The organism is Eubacterium sp. AM05-23 (assembly GCF_003477535.1).
Taxonomy (GTDB): domain Bacteria; phylum Bacillota; class Clostridia; order Eubacteriales; family Eubacteriaceae; genus Eubacterium; species Eubacterium maltosivorans.
Genome location: NZ_QUDF01000001.1, coordinates 21,262 through 38,396, shown reverse-complemented (window position 1 = coordinate 38,396; position 17,135 = coordinate 21,262). Strand labels below are relative to the sequence as shown.

The window sequence follows — 17,135 nt, the reverse complement described above, 5'->3', positions numbered from 1 at the left end:
TCCGCTCTGTCGGCGCCTTGAGCTGGCGTTTCTCACGGATCAGATCGGTGAGGGCCGGAAGTACCTCAAACAAATCGCCAATCACACAGTAGTGGGCGATCTTAAAAATGGGGGCTTCGGGGTCGTTATTGACGGCCACAATAATATCTGAGTCTTTCATACCCAGGGTATGCTGTACCGCGCCGGAAATCCCGCAGGCGATATAAAGCTTAGGGTGGATTCTCTTACCGGTAACGCCTACCTGATGCTCAGTGTCAATCCAACCATCCTCCACTGTCGGTTTGGAAGCGCCGACCGCAGCGCCCAGAGCGTCTGCCAGTTCCCGAACGACGTCAAAGCCCTCCGGCCCTCCGAGGCCGCGTCCGCCTGCCACCACAATATCCGCTTCTTCCAGATCATCCACGACCTTGGAGACCGCCTCGACATATTCCAGCAGCTTCACCCGCAGCGCGCTTTCCTTTATCGGAATGTCTTCCTCGATTACCTCAGCTTTCAAGCCTTCCACTGGCAGGCCCTTGGCAAAAATACCGGAGTGGACACTGGCAATCTGCGGACGTGTTGCCATGGTAATTTTGGCAAACGCCTTACCGTCGTAGGCTGGTCGAATAAAGGTGACGGCGCCGTTTGCCGCAAGCTCAATCTCTGTGCAGTCTGCCGCAAGGCCAAGCTCCAGACGGGTTGCCAGACGCCCGCAGAGGTCACGGCCGTTGTGGGTCGCTCCCACCAGCAGGAGATTCGGCGCATATCGCCGGATCAGGGTTTCCATCGCGTCGGTATAGACGTCGGTACTGTAAATTTCATAGCCATCGCCCGGAACATTCAAAATAATATCCGCCCCATAGCCAGAAAGCTTGGTGGTCATATCACAGGAAAGATAGCCAAAAACCACAGCAACCAGTTCACTATCCCCGCCCTTGAGCTTTTTACCCTTGGATAAAAGCTCAAGGCTCACGCGCCTGATCTGCTCATCCTCTTTCTCAATAAATATCCAAATCGCATTTTCTTTCATGATGTTTCCTCCTTACCACACGCCCAGGCCTTCCAGGGTTTCGAACAGAGCCTTTGCACCTTCCTGGCCGTCCTTCGCGTCAATTCGGATGCCTGTATCCAGAACCGCTGGCGAAAAAGTCCCGATCACCTGGGTCGCCGAGCCCTTAAAGCCCACATCATCAGGGGTTAACCCAATATCTGCCGCCGATAACACCCGGATATCCGCACTTTTTGACTTCATTTTTCCCTTTATTGAAGGGTGTCTCGGCGCATGGGCTTTTTCTGTAATGGTGCAGACTGCCGGCAGTGCGGTCTGCAGGATTTCAACACCATCTTTATTTTCACGTTCAGCGGTCAAAACATAGTCCTCGACCTTCAGACGATTCACATAAGTGACCTGAGCATAGTCCAGACGTTCGGCAATGCCCGGACCTACCTGCCCTGTATCGCCGTCGCTGGCCTGCTTGCCGCAGAGCACCAGATCATAGCCGCCCAGCCTGTTTATGGCCGCAGCCAGTACGCGGCTCGTGGCAAGGGTATCCGATCCCTGCAGCGCGTCGTCACAGAGCAGAACAGCTTCATCTGCCCCCATGCCAATACACTCCCGAAGCGCTTCCTCGACCTGGGCTGGCCCCATGGATAAAACCGTTACCCTGCCTCCATGCTTTTCCCGAAGTCTCAGGGCCTCCTCCAAAGCATTTTTATCACAAAGGTTTACAACCGCGGGCACATCCTCCCGCAGCATCCGGTTTGTGCCCTTTTCCAGCTTAATTTCCGACACAGCAGGAACCTGCTTAATACATACAGCAACATTCATCTGATTACCTCCTTTTTTCAATCGGTTTTAAATAAAAAAGCAGCATCTTACGTGCAGCTCAAACAAACACAATTGTCAGGCATTTAACTTATAACATGAATATATTTACCCATTTGTTTGTATTTTATCCACTAAAAAAAGTCTCTGCAAATAAACACACATTTCGCAGAGACTTTTAAGCGGCTATTCTTCTTTCATTTTTGACCATACAGTGACCATCATGGTAATAAAGCAGGCTGCTCCTCCAATGAAATTGGAGATGGGCTCTGCCAGGAAAACACCATTGACGCCAAGGTTAAAAACCGTTGGCAGGAACAGGGTGAGCGGGATAACAATGATTGCTTTTCGAAGCAGCGAAAAGAAAATAGCCTGCTTCGATTTGCCGAGGGCAATGAAAACGGTCTGGCCTGAGAATTGCAGCGCCATCATAAAAAACCCGAAAAAATAAATATACAAAGCTGGCACACCAAGCCTTATGAGCTCCGGCTCACTGTTGAAAATATGGATAAAGGCCTGGGGCGTAAGCATCAGAATCAACCAGGCAGCAAAGGTGTACGCTACCCCGATGATGGCTGTAAACTGAATTCCCTTCCGCACTCTGCCGTAAGCCCCAGCCCCATAATTAAAGCCGAGTACCGGCTGCGCCCCATTGGTAATCCCCTGCACTGGCATGGTGAGCACCTCACGAATGGAGTTTAAAACGGTCATAACACCCACGTAAATATCTCCGCCATAAAACTGAAGACTCGCATTGCATACGATCTGCACCGCGCTGTTGGTGACCGACATAATGAATCCCGACAGGCCCAGCCCTGAAATCTCGCCGATCAGCGAAAAATCCAGCCTCATACTTTTCAGACTGAGGCGGTAGATGGCTTTCTTTCCTGTCAGAAAGCGTAAAACCCAGAGGGATGAAAGCAGCTGCGACAGCACTGTCGCCAGGGCTGCGCCCCTGACGCCTAAACCAAAAACAAAAATAAACACCGGATCCAGCAGAATATTGACCACCGCTCCCAGAGCCACGGTCATCATACCAATTTTCGCAAAACCCTGTGAATTGATAAAGCTGTTCATTCCCAGGCCGATCATCACAAAGAGACTGCCGCAGAGATATATTTCAACATAGTCGTTGGCGTATGGAAAGGTCTGGTCACTGGCGCCAAAAGCATATAAAATCGGCCTCTTAAAAATCAGGCATACGATCATGAGCAAAACGCCGGTGATGAGCAGCATGGTAAAGGAATTCCCCATAATACGCTCTGCCCTGCGGTCGTCTCCCTTCCCCCTGGCAATAGAGCAGAGCGGCGCGCCGCCCATGCCAAAAAGGTTGGCAAAAGCCGTAATGATCATGATAATGGGAAAGGTAAGTCCGAGACCTGTCAGTGCGAGTGTCGAGGCATCCGGTAAGTGACCGATATAGACGCGGTCAACCACACTGTACAGCACATTAATCAGCTGTGCGGCCATCATTGGAAAAGCCAGGCGCATGATATTGCCGGATATGCTCCCTTTAGTAAAGTCATTCTGTTTTTCCACAGGCATCCCTCCCATTATTATAAATATTATAACATTAACCCCGCCGAATAATTTAAGAATCTTTTATTGTTTTTCTTTTCATTTTAGAAAATTTATTATATAATATAAAAAGAATTTATTGAACCATTGGGAGGTTTTTATGAATACCATAAACGCGCAGACACTGACCCAAGAGCTTGTCCGGATCGACAGCTCCGATCCCGGCGCATACGAGGGGGCCATCGGCTGTAAAATTGCGGCGCTTCTGAAGTCGGCAGGCGTTCCTGTTGTCAAAGAAGAGGTTCTGCCCGGCCGCTTTAATGTCATGGGCAAAATCAAAGGAGAAATCGACGATCCTGCACTCATTTATATCTGCCATATGGATACCGTGACACTGGGCGAGGGCTGGAGCGTCCCGCCGCTCTCTGCCGAAATAAAAGACGGACGGCTTTACGGCAGAGGCGCCTGCGATATGAAATCCGGCCTGGCCTGCGCCCTTTCGGTTTTTCTAAAAGCTGCCGCTTCCGGAAAACAGCCGCGCCACTCCTTTATTTTCATCGGAACGGTCGACGAGGAGGACTATATGCGCGGCGTGGAGGCCGCCATTGCCTCAGGCTGGGTAACTGAAAATAGCTGGGTGCTGGATACCGAGCCCACAAACGGGCAGATTCAGGTCGCCCACAAAGGCCGCACCTGGTTTGAATTGACCGCTGACGGTGTAACCGCCCACGCCAGCACGCCCTGGAAAGGGGCGGACGCCATTGCCGCCATGGCAGAAATGATCGCCGCTGTACGGCAGGGCGTCGAGGCAACACCCCACCACCACGACCTCGGCCGATCCACCGTCACCTTTGGGCAAATCAACGGCGGCTACCGCCCCTATGTGGTCCCGGACCACTGCACGGTCACCGTCGACATGCGGCTGGTACCGCCTACCACCACTGCCGCTGCCGAAGTCATCGTAAAATCGGCCATACGCCGGGCAGAAAAACAGATTCCCGGAGTCCATGGACATTACAGAATCACCGGTGACCGGCCCTTTGTTGAAAAAGATGCGCACTCCTACCTTTTAAAAATGCTGAGAGAAAGCTGCGCAGCCGTAACCGGCAGCCCTGCCCAAGTCAGCTTTTTCCCAGGCTATACCGATACCGCCGTTATCGCTGGAAATCTGAACAACCACAATTGCCTCTCCTACGGCCCCGGTGACCTTGAGCTCGCCCACAAGCCCGACGAATCTGTTCCTCTGGCCGATATTGACCGCTGCGAAAGGGTGCTGGCCGATCTGGCAGACAGAATTCTATTTGCTTAATCGGTTTTTCAAAAAACAGCACCGCCCTGCCAATATTGGCAGGGCGGCAAATATATAAACAGATTTTACTCTGTCATTCCTTTTTCCTGATAATAAGCCTCGTCGATTCCGTCTGTCTCCAACTGCCCTGAAACCCTCAGCGGTGTAAAGCGGCCGATTATTTTGAGCATAATAACGGTTAGCACAAAGCTATAAATCATGACAATCGCCGCACCCGCAAGCTGTGTCAGCAGCTGCCCCGGATTGCCATAAATCACACCCGTTACAGCATTGATCGCAGGGCTTGCGAAAATCCCCGTCATAATAATGCCAACGGTGCCTCCGACTCCATGCAGTCCAAAAACATCCAGTGTATCATCCAGATTCTTTTTAATGCGCAGCTGAATCATTCCATAGCAGCACAGGGTGCCCACAACACCAATGATCGCCGCTGCCCACGGTTCCACAAAGCCTGACCCCGGCGTTATACAGACCAGTCCCGCCAGAGCACCCATCATTGCGCCGAGGACGCTGGGATGTTTTTCCTGTATCCAGCTGGCAATAACCCATGTCATAAGCCCAAACCCCGCAGAAATCTGTGAATTGGTGATGGTCATTGCCGCAATTTCATTGGCTGCCAAAGCGCTTCCCCCGTTAAAGGCAAACCATCCAAACCATAAAAGCCCTGCGCCAATAGCGACATAGACCATGTTATGCGGAGTATAATCACGTTTTTTTCTGCCGCCGACTACCAGCACTGCCGCCAGCGCGGAAAAACCCGCACTCATATGAACCACTGTACCTCCGGCAAAATCTGCCAGGCCCATCTGTGACAGAAATCCTCCGCCCCATACCCAGTGCGCTACTGGAATATAAACCAGAAGACTCCACAGCGTCAGAAATACCATATAGCTTTTGAGCGTCATACGCTCTGCCACCGCGCCACAGATAAGTGCGGGCGTCACCAGAGCGAACATCAGCTGAAAGATAAAAAAAGCGATAAACGGAATGGTCGGTGCCCAAATCTCAGAGGGTGCCAGACTGACATTCTGTAAAAACGCAAACTCCAGATTGCCGATTATTCCTGAAATATCACCGCCAAAGATCAGGCTGAAACCACCGATAAACCAAAGAACCGTCACGATGCCCATGGCAATAAAACACTGGAACATAATATCTACAATATTGCCCTTTCTCAGCAGCCCAGCGTAAAAAACAGCCAGGGCCGGTGTCATCAGGCACACCATAGCCGCACAGACAAGAATAAATCCTGTATCCGCAAAATTAATCATACTTCCCTTTTCTCCTCGTATATTATACAAAATTTATATTCAAGATTATCAGCTTTTACTTTATCTGTCAAATACGGGAATTGTAAATTTTATCTTTATAAATCTTATAACTATTTTTGTCAAATTTTCACTTTTCTAGTTCAAAGTTTAACTGCTTATTAATTTTTCTCATAAATTATCGTTTTCTGATTTTCCTGAAATTATTTTTTAAGGTATAAAAAATGATTTCCATGATTTTTATTATAAAATAATTTGAGGATTTTAGCTGTCTAATCCATTAGAAACCTTTCTGTTTATATTAAAAGCCTCCTTTTTTGTGCAAAATCGCATTTTATGACAAATTCCACTGTTTTTCTGAAAATTTTTATCCATTAAAATATGTGCCAACTGGCGCGAAACATAAAAAAGCGCAGCCGCAATTTAACTGCTACGCTTAAAATCCAGCTTCTGCTGCTTTACTCAAAAATAAGAACGGTTCCCTTTTTCAGCCTGCACTTTCGCATGTCCCTGCCCGAGCTGTCCCTAATCTTTCCCTCTGCGACCAATTGCTGATAATCTTTCTGTGACAGACACAGCTTATCCCTCACCAGCGCGGAAACCTTGACGGGAAACGGGTACTCGCTTTGTACCTCCACCTCCGACATTTCTCCAGATACGGGAATATCGCCTGAAACAGCATAACTTGGCAACAGGGCTTCGGCGCCGTTTCCTTTCAGAAATTGAAAGTCCACAGCGTACTGCCGGGCAAGTCTCTCATCATTGCTGTAAAAGCGTTCCAGCAAACCAGTGCTTAACGTCTGCGGTGAAACACGCGAGTAAACCGCCGCGTTCCAGGTTGTATCGCACTTTGTGCATTTATAAATCAGCCAAATATCCAGATATTTCCGCTGGGCGTTGACCCTAAATTGTCCTGAACAGATAAACTCTGCCTTTTTACCGCACTTTTTACAGTATCTCAACACCAAAGGCAGCCCAATAGGTCTTATATTCCAGATAAATTTTTTCATTGTCTGGCTCCTCTCTTTATTAATAAAGAAGAAGCCTAATAAGGTGGATTGTCACAAATTCTTTTCATCCTGCGCCTCCCTGATTCGTATTTCTTTTATGAATCCATTGTAGCATGATGCTTCCGCGTCCCCTACCTAATACTCTTTTCATAACTAAACATAAGAAAAAAGCTGATTCAGTCTGCAAAACTGAATCAGCCGTCATTAACCCTTATTCTCTTTTCTCAGCTGCCCGATAATTCTCTGGATACTCTTCAGGGACAGGAAGTACTTTTCCGCCAGAACCTCCATAGATGTTCCGGCCAGATAGTCTGTGTAGATACTTTTATTCCGTTCCTTTAATTCCTGGCGGGTCGAGGTTGATGCGCCCCAGACTTTTTTGTTGTCAGAAATTCTCGGAATATAAATGAACTCTCCATCAATATACTCCTGAATCTTTTCCAGCAGTTCCCGCGGCAGAATATGTGTTGCTTTCTTATAGCTCATTTTGCGCTCCTGATATTTTTTTCAAACGGGAACAGCAAAGCTACCGACAAGCATTTATTCAATTTATAAACCGTTGCGACAGCCCTGCCTACGCAACCATAACGATAGGATTAAGCATAAAACTTCACCCCTCCTTCTCCATTGGTCTTTTCCTGTCCAATTCTATCACAATCTAAAAAAAGACAAAACCTCATTCTTTTTTATTAAAGGAAAATGAGGTTTGTCTTTACGCTTAATATTATTTTATGTTTTCACACTCTAAACTATCTTCACCCTTTGACACTGCAAATATGCTTTCTATGTACTTCCCCATCAATTCTTAGTCAGGATAAAAATCAATTTATCCATTATTTTATCTCTCTCTACTTCCTGCATTTCACTATCTGTCTTTTCCTTCTTCAGACGTTCGAATAATTCTTTTACGGTATTATTTTTTTGCGTGCTTTCCATTTTTCCACCTCACAAACAGCTTTTTAGTAAGTTCCATACATCTTGACCGCCTCAATCATTGCCTTAATATTTTCAGGCTTTGCGTCTCCTAAAGTGAGAATCCCTTTGTCTGTGCTGATCATAAATCCGCCGTCCGCCGCGCAGTCGTCAATCATCCTTTTCACGCAATCCTGTACTTCTTTTTCGCTTCCGAAAGCCAAGAGGCTGATGGGAAGACCGCCGCACACACAAAGCTTATTGCCAAGCTTTTCTTTAAACTTTTTACAGTCGCCGTTTTCCTGTAGACAGACCAGCTTCCCATCATTATCCGGAAGCTCCTGGAGCAATTCATAGTATGGCTCCCAGTTGCCTTCCATAAACACCCCCACGGTATAGCCGCAGGTATTCATGGCATAATCCAGCTGTGCGCGGAAATAAGGAAAATAGAATTCCTCAAAATCCTTTGGTTTTAAAAATGGCGCGATATGTGTTGCGCAAAACAGAAAGTGTGCGGAATCTTCCCGCTTCCTGTATCCATCACAGCTGTTATGAATAAGAAAGTCGCTAAAGCTTTCCATGGCATGCTTCAGCTCATCCGGGTGTCTGCGGATGTCCGTCATAACTCCGGAAAAATCTCTGCAAAAATCCATAATGCTGTCTAATGGGTGGTTAATGGCTCCGTTTGACAGCACCGGGTAACCGTCTGCCTCAATGCGCATATTGGCTTCAATTGTTTTTTTCATATACCAGCCAAATTTATCAAAGGCCTCGCACAAGGCCTCGTAAGCCTTTCCGCTGGTCTCGTTGAGGACAGGATACTTTCGGGGCAGTAAATAATCCCGGAAATAGGCAGCTGGATCTTTTGCCAGCAATGGATACTCATCTTCATTCATAACATTACAGCTGAGATTCGACACCTGCAGCCCTTTTTCCGTTACAATATAATGCCCGCCTCCCAGCGCATTTGTCGCTGGAATCGGTACATTATTCCCCATGGTAAAGAATGCGTCAAAATCAAATTCTTTAGCCAGACGCGAATGAACATCATAGGTCAGCTCTGGCTTTGTATCATAAACCTCTTTGACGCTGTAGCCATAGTAGTTTTCTGCCCATGCATAAATATTCGCCACGACAGGCACCCTGTCCGGCACTTTTCTCTGAATTGCTTTTTCGCAGCGTTCCAGTCGTTTTTGATATCCGCTATTTTTATTTTCCATTTTAAACCTTCACCTCACGTAATTAAATAAATCCTACAATACTGCCAGCTAACGGGAACCATACCGCCATCAAAATAACCAGTATTACCTGAATAAGGGCGGTTGATTTCGGCATCTCGCTCATCTTGTAAAAACCTTTGGAATAGGTAATCATTGGAACCGTATCGAGCGGCAGTAAATAGGCATTGCCGGCACAGATGCCGAGAATAATCATCAGAATTGCGGGGCTGTAGCCGCAGTTTGCGGCTACCGAAATCATAGCCGGCGCTAAAACAGCGATGAACGCAGGAGCAACTGGAACAACGATCAGCATCGCAAAACCGATGAAACCGCAGATCGCTATAAGTACCGGTCCTGTGATACTCATTTGTTCAGGCATAAACGACGCAACCAGCCAGTTTCCAATCCCATTGGCCGAAATAGCCGTACCCAGTGTGAGTACAGTGCCGACCAGAAAAAACACCTGCCAGCTGACACTTTTTACAAATTCATCCCATGAGAGCGCACCAATCTTCGGCAAAAAGAGACAGAATAATCCGCACAAAGCTACCATTGTCACATTAAACACAGGAAACCAGGAACTGGCGATCCAGCATACCAGCATGATCAGTGTTACCAGAATAACGAATTTTTCCTTTATATCCATTTTGTCGTGTGTATTTAACGTATTGATATAATCCTTCAAACGATCCGGGTCCATGTCGGCCGGGTGGTAAACCTTAGTAATAATCAGCCATGCAACGGGAAGGATCACAATCGCAAGTGGAATTCCAAACAGCATCCACTGAACAAAGCTGACCGTAATACCCGTCATTTGCTCGAGCATACCGATAACCAGCAAGTTAAGCGATGAGCCGGCTGGTGTCATAACACCGCCAACCATTGCACTGACCGGAATGGCGATCATCAGCGCCTTACCAGTTCGCTTCTTTTCATCTTCATCTTCAAAAATATCAAGGAATCCCAACGCGATTCCCATAAAAATAGCTGTTGTCGGAATATTCGATACCATAGATGAAAACAGCGCTGTACACACCATAATCCCAAAGATAATCCCCCGGGTGCTCCCTTTAAGCAGCCTGATAATAACCAATAGAATTCGATGGGCAATCGGCATTTTTGCGATCGCTGCGGAAATCCCAAAGGATGCCAGAATAAAAAAGGTAACAGGGTTCGCAAATCCTGTAAACCCATCTCCAATACTTGGAACCGCTCCCAGCATGGGCATCAATATCAAAGTAATAATACAGATAACCCCAGCCGGAAAGGCTTCAGTTACCAGCAAAACCAGAAAGACCAGCAAAATACTGATTGTTCGCCAGCCAGCTACACCCAGATCTGCCGGTGCCGGCATAAAATACATAATAACGACAATTGCAGCGCTGACCAGCATGCCAATCATCTGCGTTTTTTTTATTTTACTATCCTGTTGCATTTTAGATTCTCCTCTTCATGCGTTCTATAAAAACAAACTGAAAATAAACCGGTATAAATCTTCTTCATAAGGCTGAACATATTGCGAAACATCAAATCCATCATCTGACTTCAGTTGAGATCTATTACGTTTACATTCTTCCTCATCATTATAATAATATGCGGGCTGCATGTGTTTTCACCTCCTGTTATTAGATCATGTATTTTTGTCCGCTTTGTTTAATAGCGTCCATAGGTTTTTACGGTCTCAATCACCGCTTTGAGGTTATCCGCGATTTTACCTTCTAAAGAGTATATTGTTTTATCTGTATTAAAAATATATCCGCCGTCCAGGGCAAGCACATCAAGCAGAGCCTTTGCCTTATCAGTACATTCTTTTTCGGTACCAGTCTGGAGCAGGGTGATCGGATATAATCCCGATATAATATGCTTATTCCCCAATGTCTGTTTAATTCTTTGAGGATCGCCGTATTCAAACTGAAACTCAACCCGGTTGCCGAGTTCACCCAGATGATCAATTTTATCTCCCCAGTCATGTTCTACAAAGGCCTTTACCCCTACGTTTTTCTCAGCGATATAATCCATTAGTTTTTTAAAGGTTGGCCACCAAAATTGATCAAAATCTTTTGGGCGCATGAACGGAGCCATATGCAGCGGTATAAAGGTTCTTGAATACCGGGAAGAGCTCGGCACAACCGCTAATTTCTGCATGTGCGGCAGAACTGCATCACACGCCTTAAGCACCTTTTCCGGATATCTTCGTATATCTTTTGCAATGCCGCTAAAGGAACGAATGAAATCCGCCAGAAAATCAAAGGGCGCCTCGGTCATTCCTCCCGCTGGAAAAGCAGCAAACTGATATTTTTCAATCATCTTCGCCATGGTTGCTCCCATGATCGCACTTGTTCTGTTCTTCGCATGAAAAGCCTGGGCTAAATTCAGCGCCTTTTCATCTTTGCTGGCGTCCAGCCCTTCATAAAGCCGTGGAAGAAGTTTTTCAACCATACATTTGTATGGTTCTTCAATAAAAAGGTCATATTCCTCTGGTTCCAGGCAATGTATTTCAGGATGCTGCATATATCCGGATTCACTCATTATAATTGCCTTTGAACCAAGCAGCCAGTAATGAGCTGGATTTCTCAATGTTGGCATAATCGGTGATTTATCCGTGTTAAATTCCTTACAAACCTTATCAAAAAACACCTCGTAAAGTTCTGTATTCCACTGCGCTTCTTTCAGTTCAAGACCGGAATATCGAATTGCCGCTTCCCATGAAACCGACACCTCAACAGGAACCCGTTTGGGAATTCTTCCCTCATAAACGTCTTGAAATAATTCTATCCGTTCAGCCTGACTTTCTGTGAATTTTCGTTCTCCCATTTCTCCTCCAATTTAGGCTTTTTATTATTTTCACCTATTTATTTATAATTAAATTATACCTATATTTCTTATTTTGTCAATATCTTTATATTTTTTCTTAAAAAGCCTATTTTAAGAATGCAAAAATAAGTTTTTCTGGGCATTTTCTTCAAAATTTTATGATAAATTATGGATAAATATAGTAATGCTGTAGTATAATGGGCTTAGACAAGTAAAAGAAAATTTGGAAAGCAGGCTGAAAAAATGGCTGTATCAAAATCTAAAAGAGGTTTAAAAACCCAAAAGTTAATTCTTCAAACAGCAAAAGAATTTTTTTATGAAAAAGGCTATGAAAAAACAACGATAAAAGAAATCTGCGAAAAAATTGATATTCGGACGGGTAATTTGGCGTATTATTATAAAACCAAAGACGACCTTGTCAAAGCGATCTATGATGATCTTTTTTTAGAGTCCTATACCTTTGTATCAACTCATCTTGAGCACAAAACTTCCGCGCTCGAAAGAAACACGATCAACAGTCTCGTCGACTTCCGCGCAAGGCTCAGGGATAAAAATACGACACGGTTCTATTTAGATAATCTGAAAAAAAAACAGCTGTCCCTCTATCTTGACAATAATTTAATCCGTTTTGTAAGACAATTTATTACTGAATTAAAACTTGATATCTCCGAAAAGGAGCTCCAGGATATTCTGTACGCCGAGTATGGTTTGCGCCGCGAACTTACGATCCGCATGATCGAAAATCCAGAGGAAAATGATTTTTGGGATTACTTTACAACGATCAATATTTTCAGATGCCGGCTCTATAAAATTGATGAAAATCTGATGCGCGCCTTCTTGTTTAACGCAATGGAGTTTGAACGGAAGAACGACTTTTCACAAATCCGGCTATTGATTTAAAATTTTCAGCTGTGGTCGGATTGCTCTACAACAATCGAGAACTCTATCTCTTTTAAAATAATACAAGCCAGCATCTTTAGATGCTGGCTTGTATTATTTTAAACAGACAGCAAGTGCCGTTTCCCTTAACACACCTTACTTCCTGCCGGCATTGTGGAATCCTCCACTGTCAGCAGCGAAAGTCTTTTCCCCCCGATAGCGGACAAAATCATTCCATTGGATTCTACGCCGCGCAGCACAATGGGTTTGAGATTAACGCATACCACAACCGTCATTCCAATCAGATCTTCCGGTTTATAATATTCCGCAATTCCTGAAACGATCTGACGTTTCTCACTGCCCAAATCAATTTGAAAAACCAAAAGCTTATCCGCGTCCGGATGCTTCTCACAGGCTAATATCACGCCGATTTTCAATTCTACCTTTGAAAAATCATCGATAGTAATCTTATCGCTGTTTTGTATTTCAGCTTTCTTCTGCTTTTCCTTTTGCGCCGACTTGTTTTTCTTATTCTGCTTTTCTGTCTCCACTCTTGGGAACAGCACATCGCAGTTTTCTATCTTGATGTTCTCTGGATATTGTCCAAACACCTCAAGGCTTTTCCAGGTTCTCAGTGTTTCTGGCACGCTTAAGCTTTCAAGTATTTTTCTGCCTGTTTCTGGCATCACCGGACCTACCATAACGGCCGTAAAACGCAGAGCCTCTGTCAGGTTATACATAACTGCCGCCAGACGACTGTGGTTTTTCGGGGCTTTATACAAAATCCATGGCTCGGTTTCATCAATATATTTATTGGTTCGGCCGACCAATCTCCAAACCGCTTCCAATGCTCTGCTGAAATCCACCTTGTCCATATACCCCGCAAAAACCTCTGGGGTGTCCTGTGCCAGTTTAATCAGCTCAGAATCCAACGCGGCGGCTTCCCGCTGCCCGGGTATTTTTCCATCAAAATATTTCACAGTCATTGCTGCGGTTCTGCTCAGGAGATTTCCAAGGTCATTGGCTAGGTCCGAGTTGATACGGTTTATCAGCAGCTCCTCACTATACACGCCGTCTGCACCGTCCTTCATTTCCCTGAGCAGATAGTAGCGCAGGGCATCCACTCCGTATTTACCGGCCAGCTCTACAGGATTTACGACATTACCGACCGATTTTGACATCTTTCCGCCCTTAAGCAATATCCATCCATGCCCGTAAATCTGGTTGGGCAACGGCAAATCCAGCGCCATCAGCATAATGGGCCAGTAAATGGTATGAAAGCGTATGATGTCTTTTCCTACCAGATGCACATTGGCCGGCCAGTACCGTTCCATCTGGTCAGGCTTATCATTGAGATAGCCCAGGGCTGACAGATAATTCGGCAGCGCATCAATCCAGACATAGACGACATGCTTAGGATCAAAGTCAACCGGAACACCCCAGCTAAAGGAGGTTCGTGAGACACAGAGATCCTGAAGGCCAGGCTTGATAAAATTATTGATCATTTCATTTTTCCGAGACTCTGGTTTGATAAAATCCGGATGGGTTTCAATATGCTCAAGCAGACGGTCTGCATATTTGGACATTTTAAAGAAGTAAGCCTCCTCTGAGGTCATCTCCACTGGCCTGCCGCAATCAGGGCATTTTCCGTCAACGATCTGGCTTTCTGTCCAGAAGGATTCACATGGGGTACAGTACCAGCCCTCATATTTTCCTTTATAGATATCGCCCTGGTCATAGAGCTTTTTAAAAATACGCTGAATGGTTTTCATGTGCTCGGGGTCTGTGGTGCGAATGAGCTGGTCGTTATCAATCTTCATCAGTTTCCAGAGCTCAGCGATACGCGCAGCCTCTTCATCCACAAAAGCCTGGGGAGACATACCCTTTTCCTCGGCCACCTTTTCAATCTTCTGTCCGTGCTCATCAATCCCTGTAATCATGTAAGCATCGTAGCCCTGAAGCGCCTTAAAGCGTTTGATGGTATCTGCCGCCACAGTTGTATAGGTATGTCCGATATGCAGGTCGCTGCTCGGGTAATAGATGGGCGTTGTAACATAATACTTTTCTTTCAATTCTGTCTCCCCTTTATCTGTTAATTTTTGACGCCAGGCAGGCCGCGCCAAATCCATTGTCAATATTCACAACCCCAATGCCGCTGGCACAGGATGTCAGCATTCCCAGCAATGCCGAAACACCGCCAAAGTTCGCACCGTATCCAATACTCGTAGGCACAGCGATGACTGGTTTATCCGTCAGACCGCCAACCACACTTGCCAGGGCGCCTTCCATCCCGGCAATGACAATGACCACACCTGCACGGTTGATCCGTTCTACATTGTCAAGCAGCCGGTGGATACCTGCAACTCCGACATCATAAATCCGATCCACACAATTTCCCATGACCTCTGCACAGACCGCCGCTTCCTCCGCCACCGGAATATCCGAAGTTCCAGCGGATACGACTGTAATACTTTTTTCACTCACCTTAAATGCCTGCCGCTTGACAACTACAACTCTGGCCTCTTTATAATATTCCGTTTCATCAGAAAGCTCCGCGATGGTTTTGTAAACATTCTCGTCGACCCGGGTTGCCATAATATTCCCATCTGTACGCTCAATCATATCCTTGACAATGCCACGGACCTGCTCAAGGGATTTCCCAGGGCTGTACACAACTTCCGGAAAACCATTGCGCAATTCTCTATGATAGTCGACCTTTGCGTATTCCAGATCATGATACGGTATATCCTTTATTTTTTCAAAAGCGCTGTCAATACTGGTTTGACCGCTCTTTACCTCTGTTAATAAATCTTTTAATTTTTCTGCATTCATAGTCTGCCCTCTGTTCTTTTTAGATGAAAGACTGAAAAGGAAAAATCCTTTCCAGTCTGTTACTTGTAAAACAACCTGTTTAGCTGAAGAAGCCAATAAATCCTGTCGCAAGGAAATATATGAATACCGGCACAGTGAGGAACTTGTATAAAACATCTTCCCATGCTCCGTATTTGACAACAGAGGTCGGATTAATCCACTCCTCACGCACACGTTTCGCTTTATAGAACCATGCCAGATAAACAGCAAGGCCGGTGGCGGCGGCAGTATACAGGAATGTCCCGACCAAATAGTCGAAATGTTCTAAGAATTCTGAAATCCAGATACATGGAATCGCGCCAATAATCGCGATAAGTGTCACGATAATAACCGCTGTTCTTCTCTTCATTCCAAAGCTGTCGATTAAAACAGTAACCGGAACCTCCCAGGCAGAAATAGTTGTAGATAAACCAGCGAACAATAATGCGATCAGGAAAAACACCAGCCAGACAGGACCGCCTGCCAGCTGTTCAAAGACCTTTGGCAATACCATGAAAATAAGGCCGCTGCCTGCGTCCGGGTTCATTCCAAAAAGAATAACTGCGGGAATCATTGCAAAACCACTTAAAACACAGATTAACATTTGGGTAATATTAACAGTTACCAGGTCTGTCCCGATATCTGCTTTGTCGGAGCAGTAGCTCCCAAAAGTTATGAGATAGCCCGGCCCGCAGCCTATCGCAAACAGCGCCATACCGGCAGCCTCGACCCAAAGCTTAGGATTTGCCCACTGGGAAAAATCTGGACGAACATAAAATTCAATACCCTGCATAATTCCCGGCAATGTGCAAATACGGATTACCAGAATAACTAAAATTACAAACAATGCCGGTAAAAGAATTTTACACGCTTTTTCAATACCGCCCTTGATCCCCCCCAGGCAGATAACGCCTGTCAGAATATCAAGCCCGGCAACCACCAGAAACACGACGATTTTATTATTTGCGACAACATTGTAAAACCCTTCAGGATCTGCCAGAAACGGCGAGCCCGCAACAGTATAATAAATGTACTGCACAACATTCGCCATAATAACAGGATAATAGAACATTAACAAAAGTGGAATTAATGCGATAAATGTTCCGATAACTTTTCCTTTTTTGCCCGCCAAAGACTCAAGCGCACCGGCAACACCCGATTTTGTATGTCTTCCCAGTCCAACTTCTCCCCAAGCGGCCGGGATTACAATAATAATACTGATCAGAAAAAACGCCAAGACAAATGCGCCACCACCATACTTTGCAGTCAGCATTGGAAAACGCCACATTGCGCCGACGCCAATCGCCATTCCCAAAGTTGACAGAATATAGCCTATCCGAGATCCCCATGCCCCACGGCTTTTTTTATCACTCATTTTATTTCTCCTCTTCTAAATCTCTTTATTCCTTAACGAATGTGCAATTAGGGCAATACTGCCTCCGCCGAGAACGACACCATAAAATATCAACATAATCCAAGTACCAATCGACATTTTTAACCTCCTGATTTTTAAAACACTTTACCAATTACTGTAAAACTAATAGATTTTCA

14 protein-coding genes and 1 pseudogene are annotated in these 17,135 nt (G+C 45.6%); 2 read left to right on the top strand and 13 right to left on the bottom strand.

Annotated features, from left to right (window positions below; all coding sequences use genetic code 11):
* Window positions 1–166: 166 nt before the first annotated feature.
* The 3 genes and pseudogenes from DW091_RS20425 to DW091_RS00170 all read right to left on the bottom strand — a co-directional run.
* Window positions 167–1,009, bottom strand: a pseudogene (locus DW091_RS20425) (electron transfer flavoprotein subunit alpha/FixB family protein); the annotation flags it as partial.
* A gap of 12 nt (window positions 1,010–1,021) precedes the next feature.
* Window positions 1,022–1,807 carry an electron transfer flavoprotein subunit beta/FixA family protein gene (locus tag DW091_RS00175; protein WP_096920544.1) on the bottom strand — a complete coding sequence of 262 codons (786 nt, stop codon included), beginning with the start codon at window positions 1,805–1,807 and terminating at the stop codon, window positions 1,022–1,024.
* A gap of 183 nt (window positions 1,808–1,990) precedes the next feature.
* Window positions 1,991–3,349 carry an MATE family efflux transporter gene (locus tag DW091_RS00170; protein WP_096920545.1) on the bottom strand — a complete coding sequence of 453 codons (1,359 nt, stop codon included), beginning with the start codon at window positions 3,347–3,349 and terminating at the stop codon, window positions 1,991–1,993.
* Between the two features lie 133 nt (window positions 3,350–3,482).
* Between DW091_RS00170 and DW091_RS00165 the strand changes: the two genes are divergently transcribed.
* A complete protein-coding gene (locus DW091_RS00165) occupies window positions 3,483–4,631 on the top strand; it encodes a M20 family metallopeptidase (protein ID WP_096920546.1) in 1,149 nt (382 codons plus the stop codon).
* Between the two features lie 65 nt (window positions 4,632–4,696).
* On the opposite strand, the gene DW091_RS00160 is transcribed toward DW091_RS00165, so the two are convergent.
* The 7 genes from DW091_RS00160 to DW091_RS00135 all read right to left on the bottom strand — a co-directional run bounded on the left by DW091_RS00160 (window position 4,697) and on the right by DW091_RS00135 (window position 11,855).
* Complete coding sequence (locus DW091_RS00160; RefSeq protein WP_074618263.1) at window positions 4,697–5,902, bottom strand: ammonium transporter; 1,206 nt, start codon at window positions 5,900–5,902, stop codon at window positions 4,697–4,699.
* A 455-nt stretch (window positions 5,903–6,357) separates the two neighbouring features.
* Window positions 6,358–6,909 carry a DUF1062 domain-containing protein gene (locus DW091_RS00155; protein WP_096920547.1) on the bottom strand — a complete coding sequence of 184 codons (552 nt, stop codon included), beginning with the start codon at window positions 6,907–6,909 and terminating at the stop codon, window positions 6,358–6,360.
* 204 nt (window positions 6,910–7,113) lie between these two features.
* The gene (locus DW091_RS00150) at window positions 7,114–7,395 is read right to left on the bottom strand and encodes a CD3324 family protein (protein ID WP_058693140.1); all 282 of its coding nucleotides are present in this window, start codon (window positions 7,393–7,395) and stop codon (window positions 7,114–7,116) included.
* Between the two features lie 312 nt (window positions 7,396–7,707).
* Window positions 7,708–7,845 (bottom strand): hypothetical protein, encoded by a 138-nt coding sequence (locus DW091_RS19955; RefSeq protein WP_158577785.1) that lies wholly within the window; start codon window positions 7,843–7,845, stop codon window positions 7,708–7,710.
* A gap of 23 nt (window positions 7,846–7,868) precedes the next feature.
* Complete coding sequence (locus DW091_RS00145) at window positions 7,869–9,041, bottom strand: uroporphyrinogen decarboxylase family protein (RefSeq protein ID WP_096920548.1); 1,173 nt, start codon at window positions 9,039–9,041, stop codon at window positions 7,869–7,871.
* 22 nt (window positions 9,042–9,063) lie between these two features.
* A complete protein-coding gene (locus DW091_RS00140) occupies window positions 9,064–10,476 on the bottom strand; it encodes a DASS family sodium-coupled anion symporter (protein WP_074618266.1) in 1,413 nt (470 codons plus the stop codon).
* Window positions 10,477–10,694: 218 nt separating this feature from the next.
* On the bottom strand, window positions 10,695–11,855 hold the full coding sequence (locus DW091_RS00135) for a uroporphyrinogen decarboxylase family protein (RefSeq protein WP_096920549.1): 1,161 nt from the start codon (window positions 11,853–11,855) through the stop codon (window positions 10,695–10,697).
* A gap of 243 nt (window positions 11,856–12,098) precedes the next feature.
* Here DW091_RS00135 and DW091_RS00130 point away from each other — a divergent pair, with 243 nt between their 5' ends.
* Window positions 12,099–12,755 (top strand): TetR/AcrR family transcriptional regulator, encoded by a 657-nt coding sequence (locus DW091_RS00130; RefSeq protein ID WP_096920550.1) that lies wholly within the window; start codon window positions 12,099–12,101, stop codon window positions 12,753–12,755.
* Between the two features lie 125 nt (window positions 12,756–12,880).
* Here the strand turns inward: DW091_RS00130 and metG are convergent, their stop codons facing one another.
* From metG to DW091_RS00115, 3 genes are all read right to left on the bottom strand, one after another.
* On the bottom strand, window positions 12,881–14,863 hold the full coding sequence (gene metG, locus DW091_RS00125) for a methionine--tRNA ligase (protein ID WP_167495296.1): 1,983 nt from the start codon (window positions 14,861–14,863) through the stop codon (window positions 12,881–12,883).
* Entirely contained in the window at window positions 14,820–15,566 is a 747-nt protein-coding gene (gene larB / locus DW091_RS00120; protein WP_096920552.1) for a nickel pincer cofactor biosynthesis protein LarB, read from the bottom strand. The genes metG and larB overlap by 44 nt, the downstream gene beginning before the upstream one ends.
* Window positions 15,567–15,645: 79 nt before the next feature.
* Window positions 15,646–16,959, bottom strand: coding sequence for a sodium-dependent transporter (locus tag DW091_RS00115; protein ID WP_096920553.1), 1,314 nt, complete (start codon window positions 16,957–16,959; stop codon window positions 15,646–15,648).
* Window positions 16,960–17,135: the final 176 nt, after the last annotated feature.

Excerpts from the sequence above, each read along its gene's own strand:
- DW091_RS00175 (WP_096920544.1), bottom strand. The coding sequence starts at position 1,807 with ATGAATGTTGCTGTATGTATTAAGCAGGTTCCTGCTGTGTCGGAAATT.
- DW091_RS00170 (WP_096920545.1), bottom strand. The coding sequence starts at position 3,349 with ATGCCTGTGGAAAAACAGAATGACTTTACTAAAGGGAGCATATCCGGC.
- DW091_RS00165 (WP_096920546.1), top strand. The coding sequence starts at position 3,483 with ATGAATACCATAAACGCGCAGACACTGACCCAAGAGCTTGTCCGGATC.
- DW091_RS00160 (WP_074618263.1), bottom strand. The coding sequence starts at position 5,902 with ATGATTAATTTTGCGGATACAGGATTTATTCTTGTCTGTGCGGCTATG.
- DW091_RS00155 (WP_096920547.1), bottom strand. The coding sequence starts at position 6,909 with ATGAAAAAATTTATCTGGAATATAAGACCTATTGGGCTGCCTTTGGTG.
- DW091_RS00150 (WP_058693140.1), bottom strand. The coding sequence starts at position 7,395 with ATGAGCTATAAGAAAGCAACACATATTCTGCCGCGGGAACTGCTGGAA.
- DW091_RS19955 (WP_158577785.1), bottom strand. The coding sequence starts at position 7,845 with ATGGAAAGCACGCAAAAAAATAATACCGTAAAAGAATTATTCGAACGT.
- DW091_RS00145 (WP_096920548.1), bottom strand. The coding sequence starts at position 9,041 with ATGGAAAATAAAAATAGCGGATATCAAAAACGACTGGAACGCTGCGAA.
- DW091_RS00140 (WP_074618266.1), bottom strand. The coding sequence starts at position 10,476 with ATGCAACAGGATAGTAAAATAAAAAAAACGCAGATGATTGGCATGCTG.
- DW091_RS00135 (WP_096920549.1), bottom strand. The coding sequence starts at position 11,855 with ATGGGAGAACGAAAATTCACAGAAAGTCAGGCTGAACGGATAGAATTA.
- DW091_RS00130 (WP_096920550.1), top strand. The coding sequence starts at position 12,099 with ATGGCTGTATCAAAATCTAAAAGAGGTTTAAAAACCCAAAAGTTAATT.
- metG (WP_167495296.1), bottom strand. The coding sequence starts at position 14,863 with ATGGATTTGGCGCGGCCTGCCTGGCGTCAAAAATTAACAGATAAAGGG.
- larB (WP_096920552.1), bottom strand. The coding sequence starts at position 15,566 with ATGAATGCAGAAAAATTAAAAGATTTATTAACAGAGGTAAAGAGCGGT.
- DW091_RS00115 (WP_096920553.1), bottom strand. The coding sequence starts at position 16,959 with ATGAGTGATAAAAAAAGCCGTGGGGCATGGGGATCTCGGATAGGCTAT.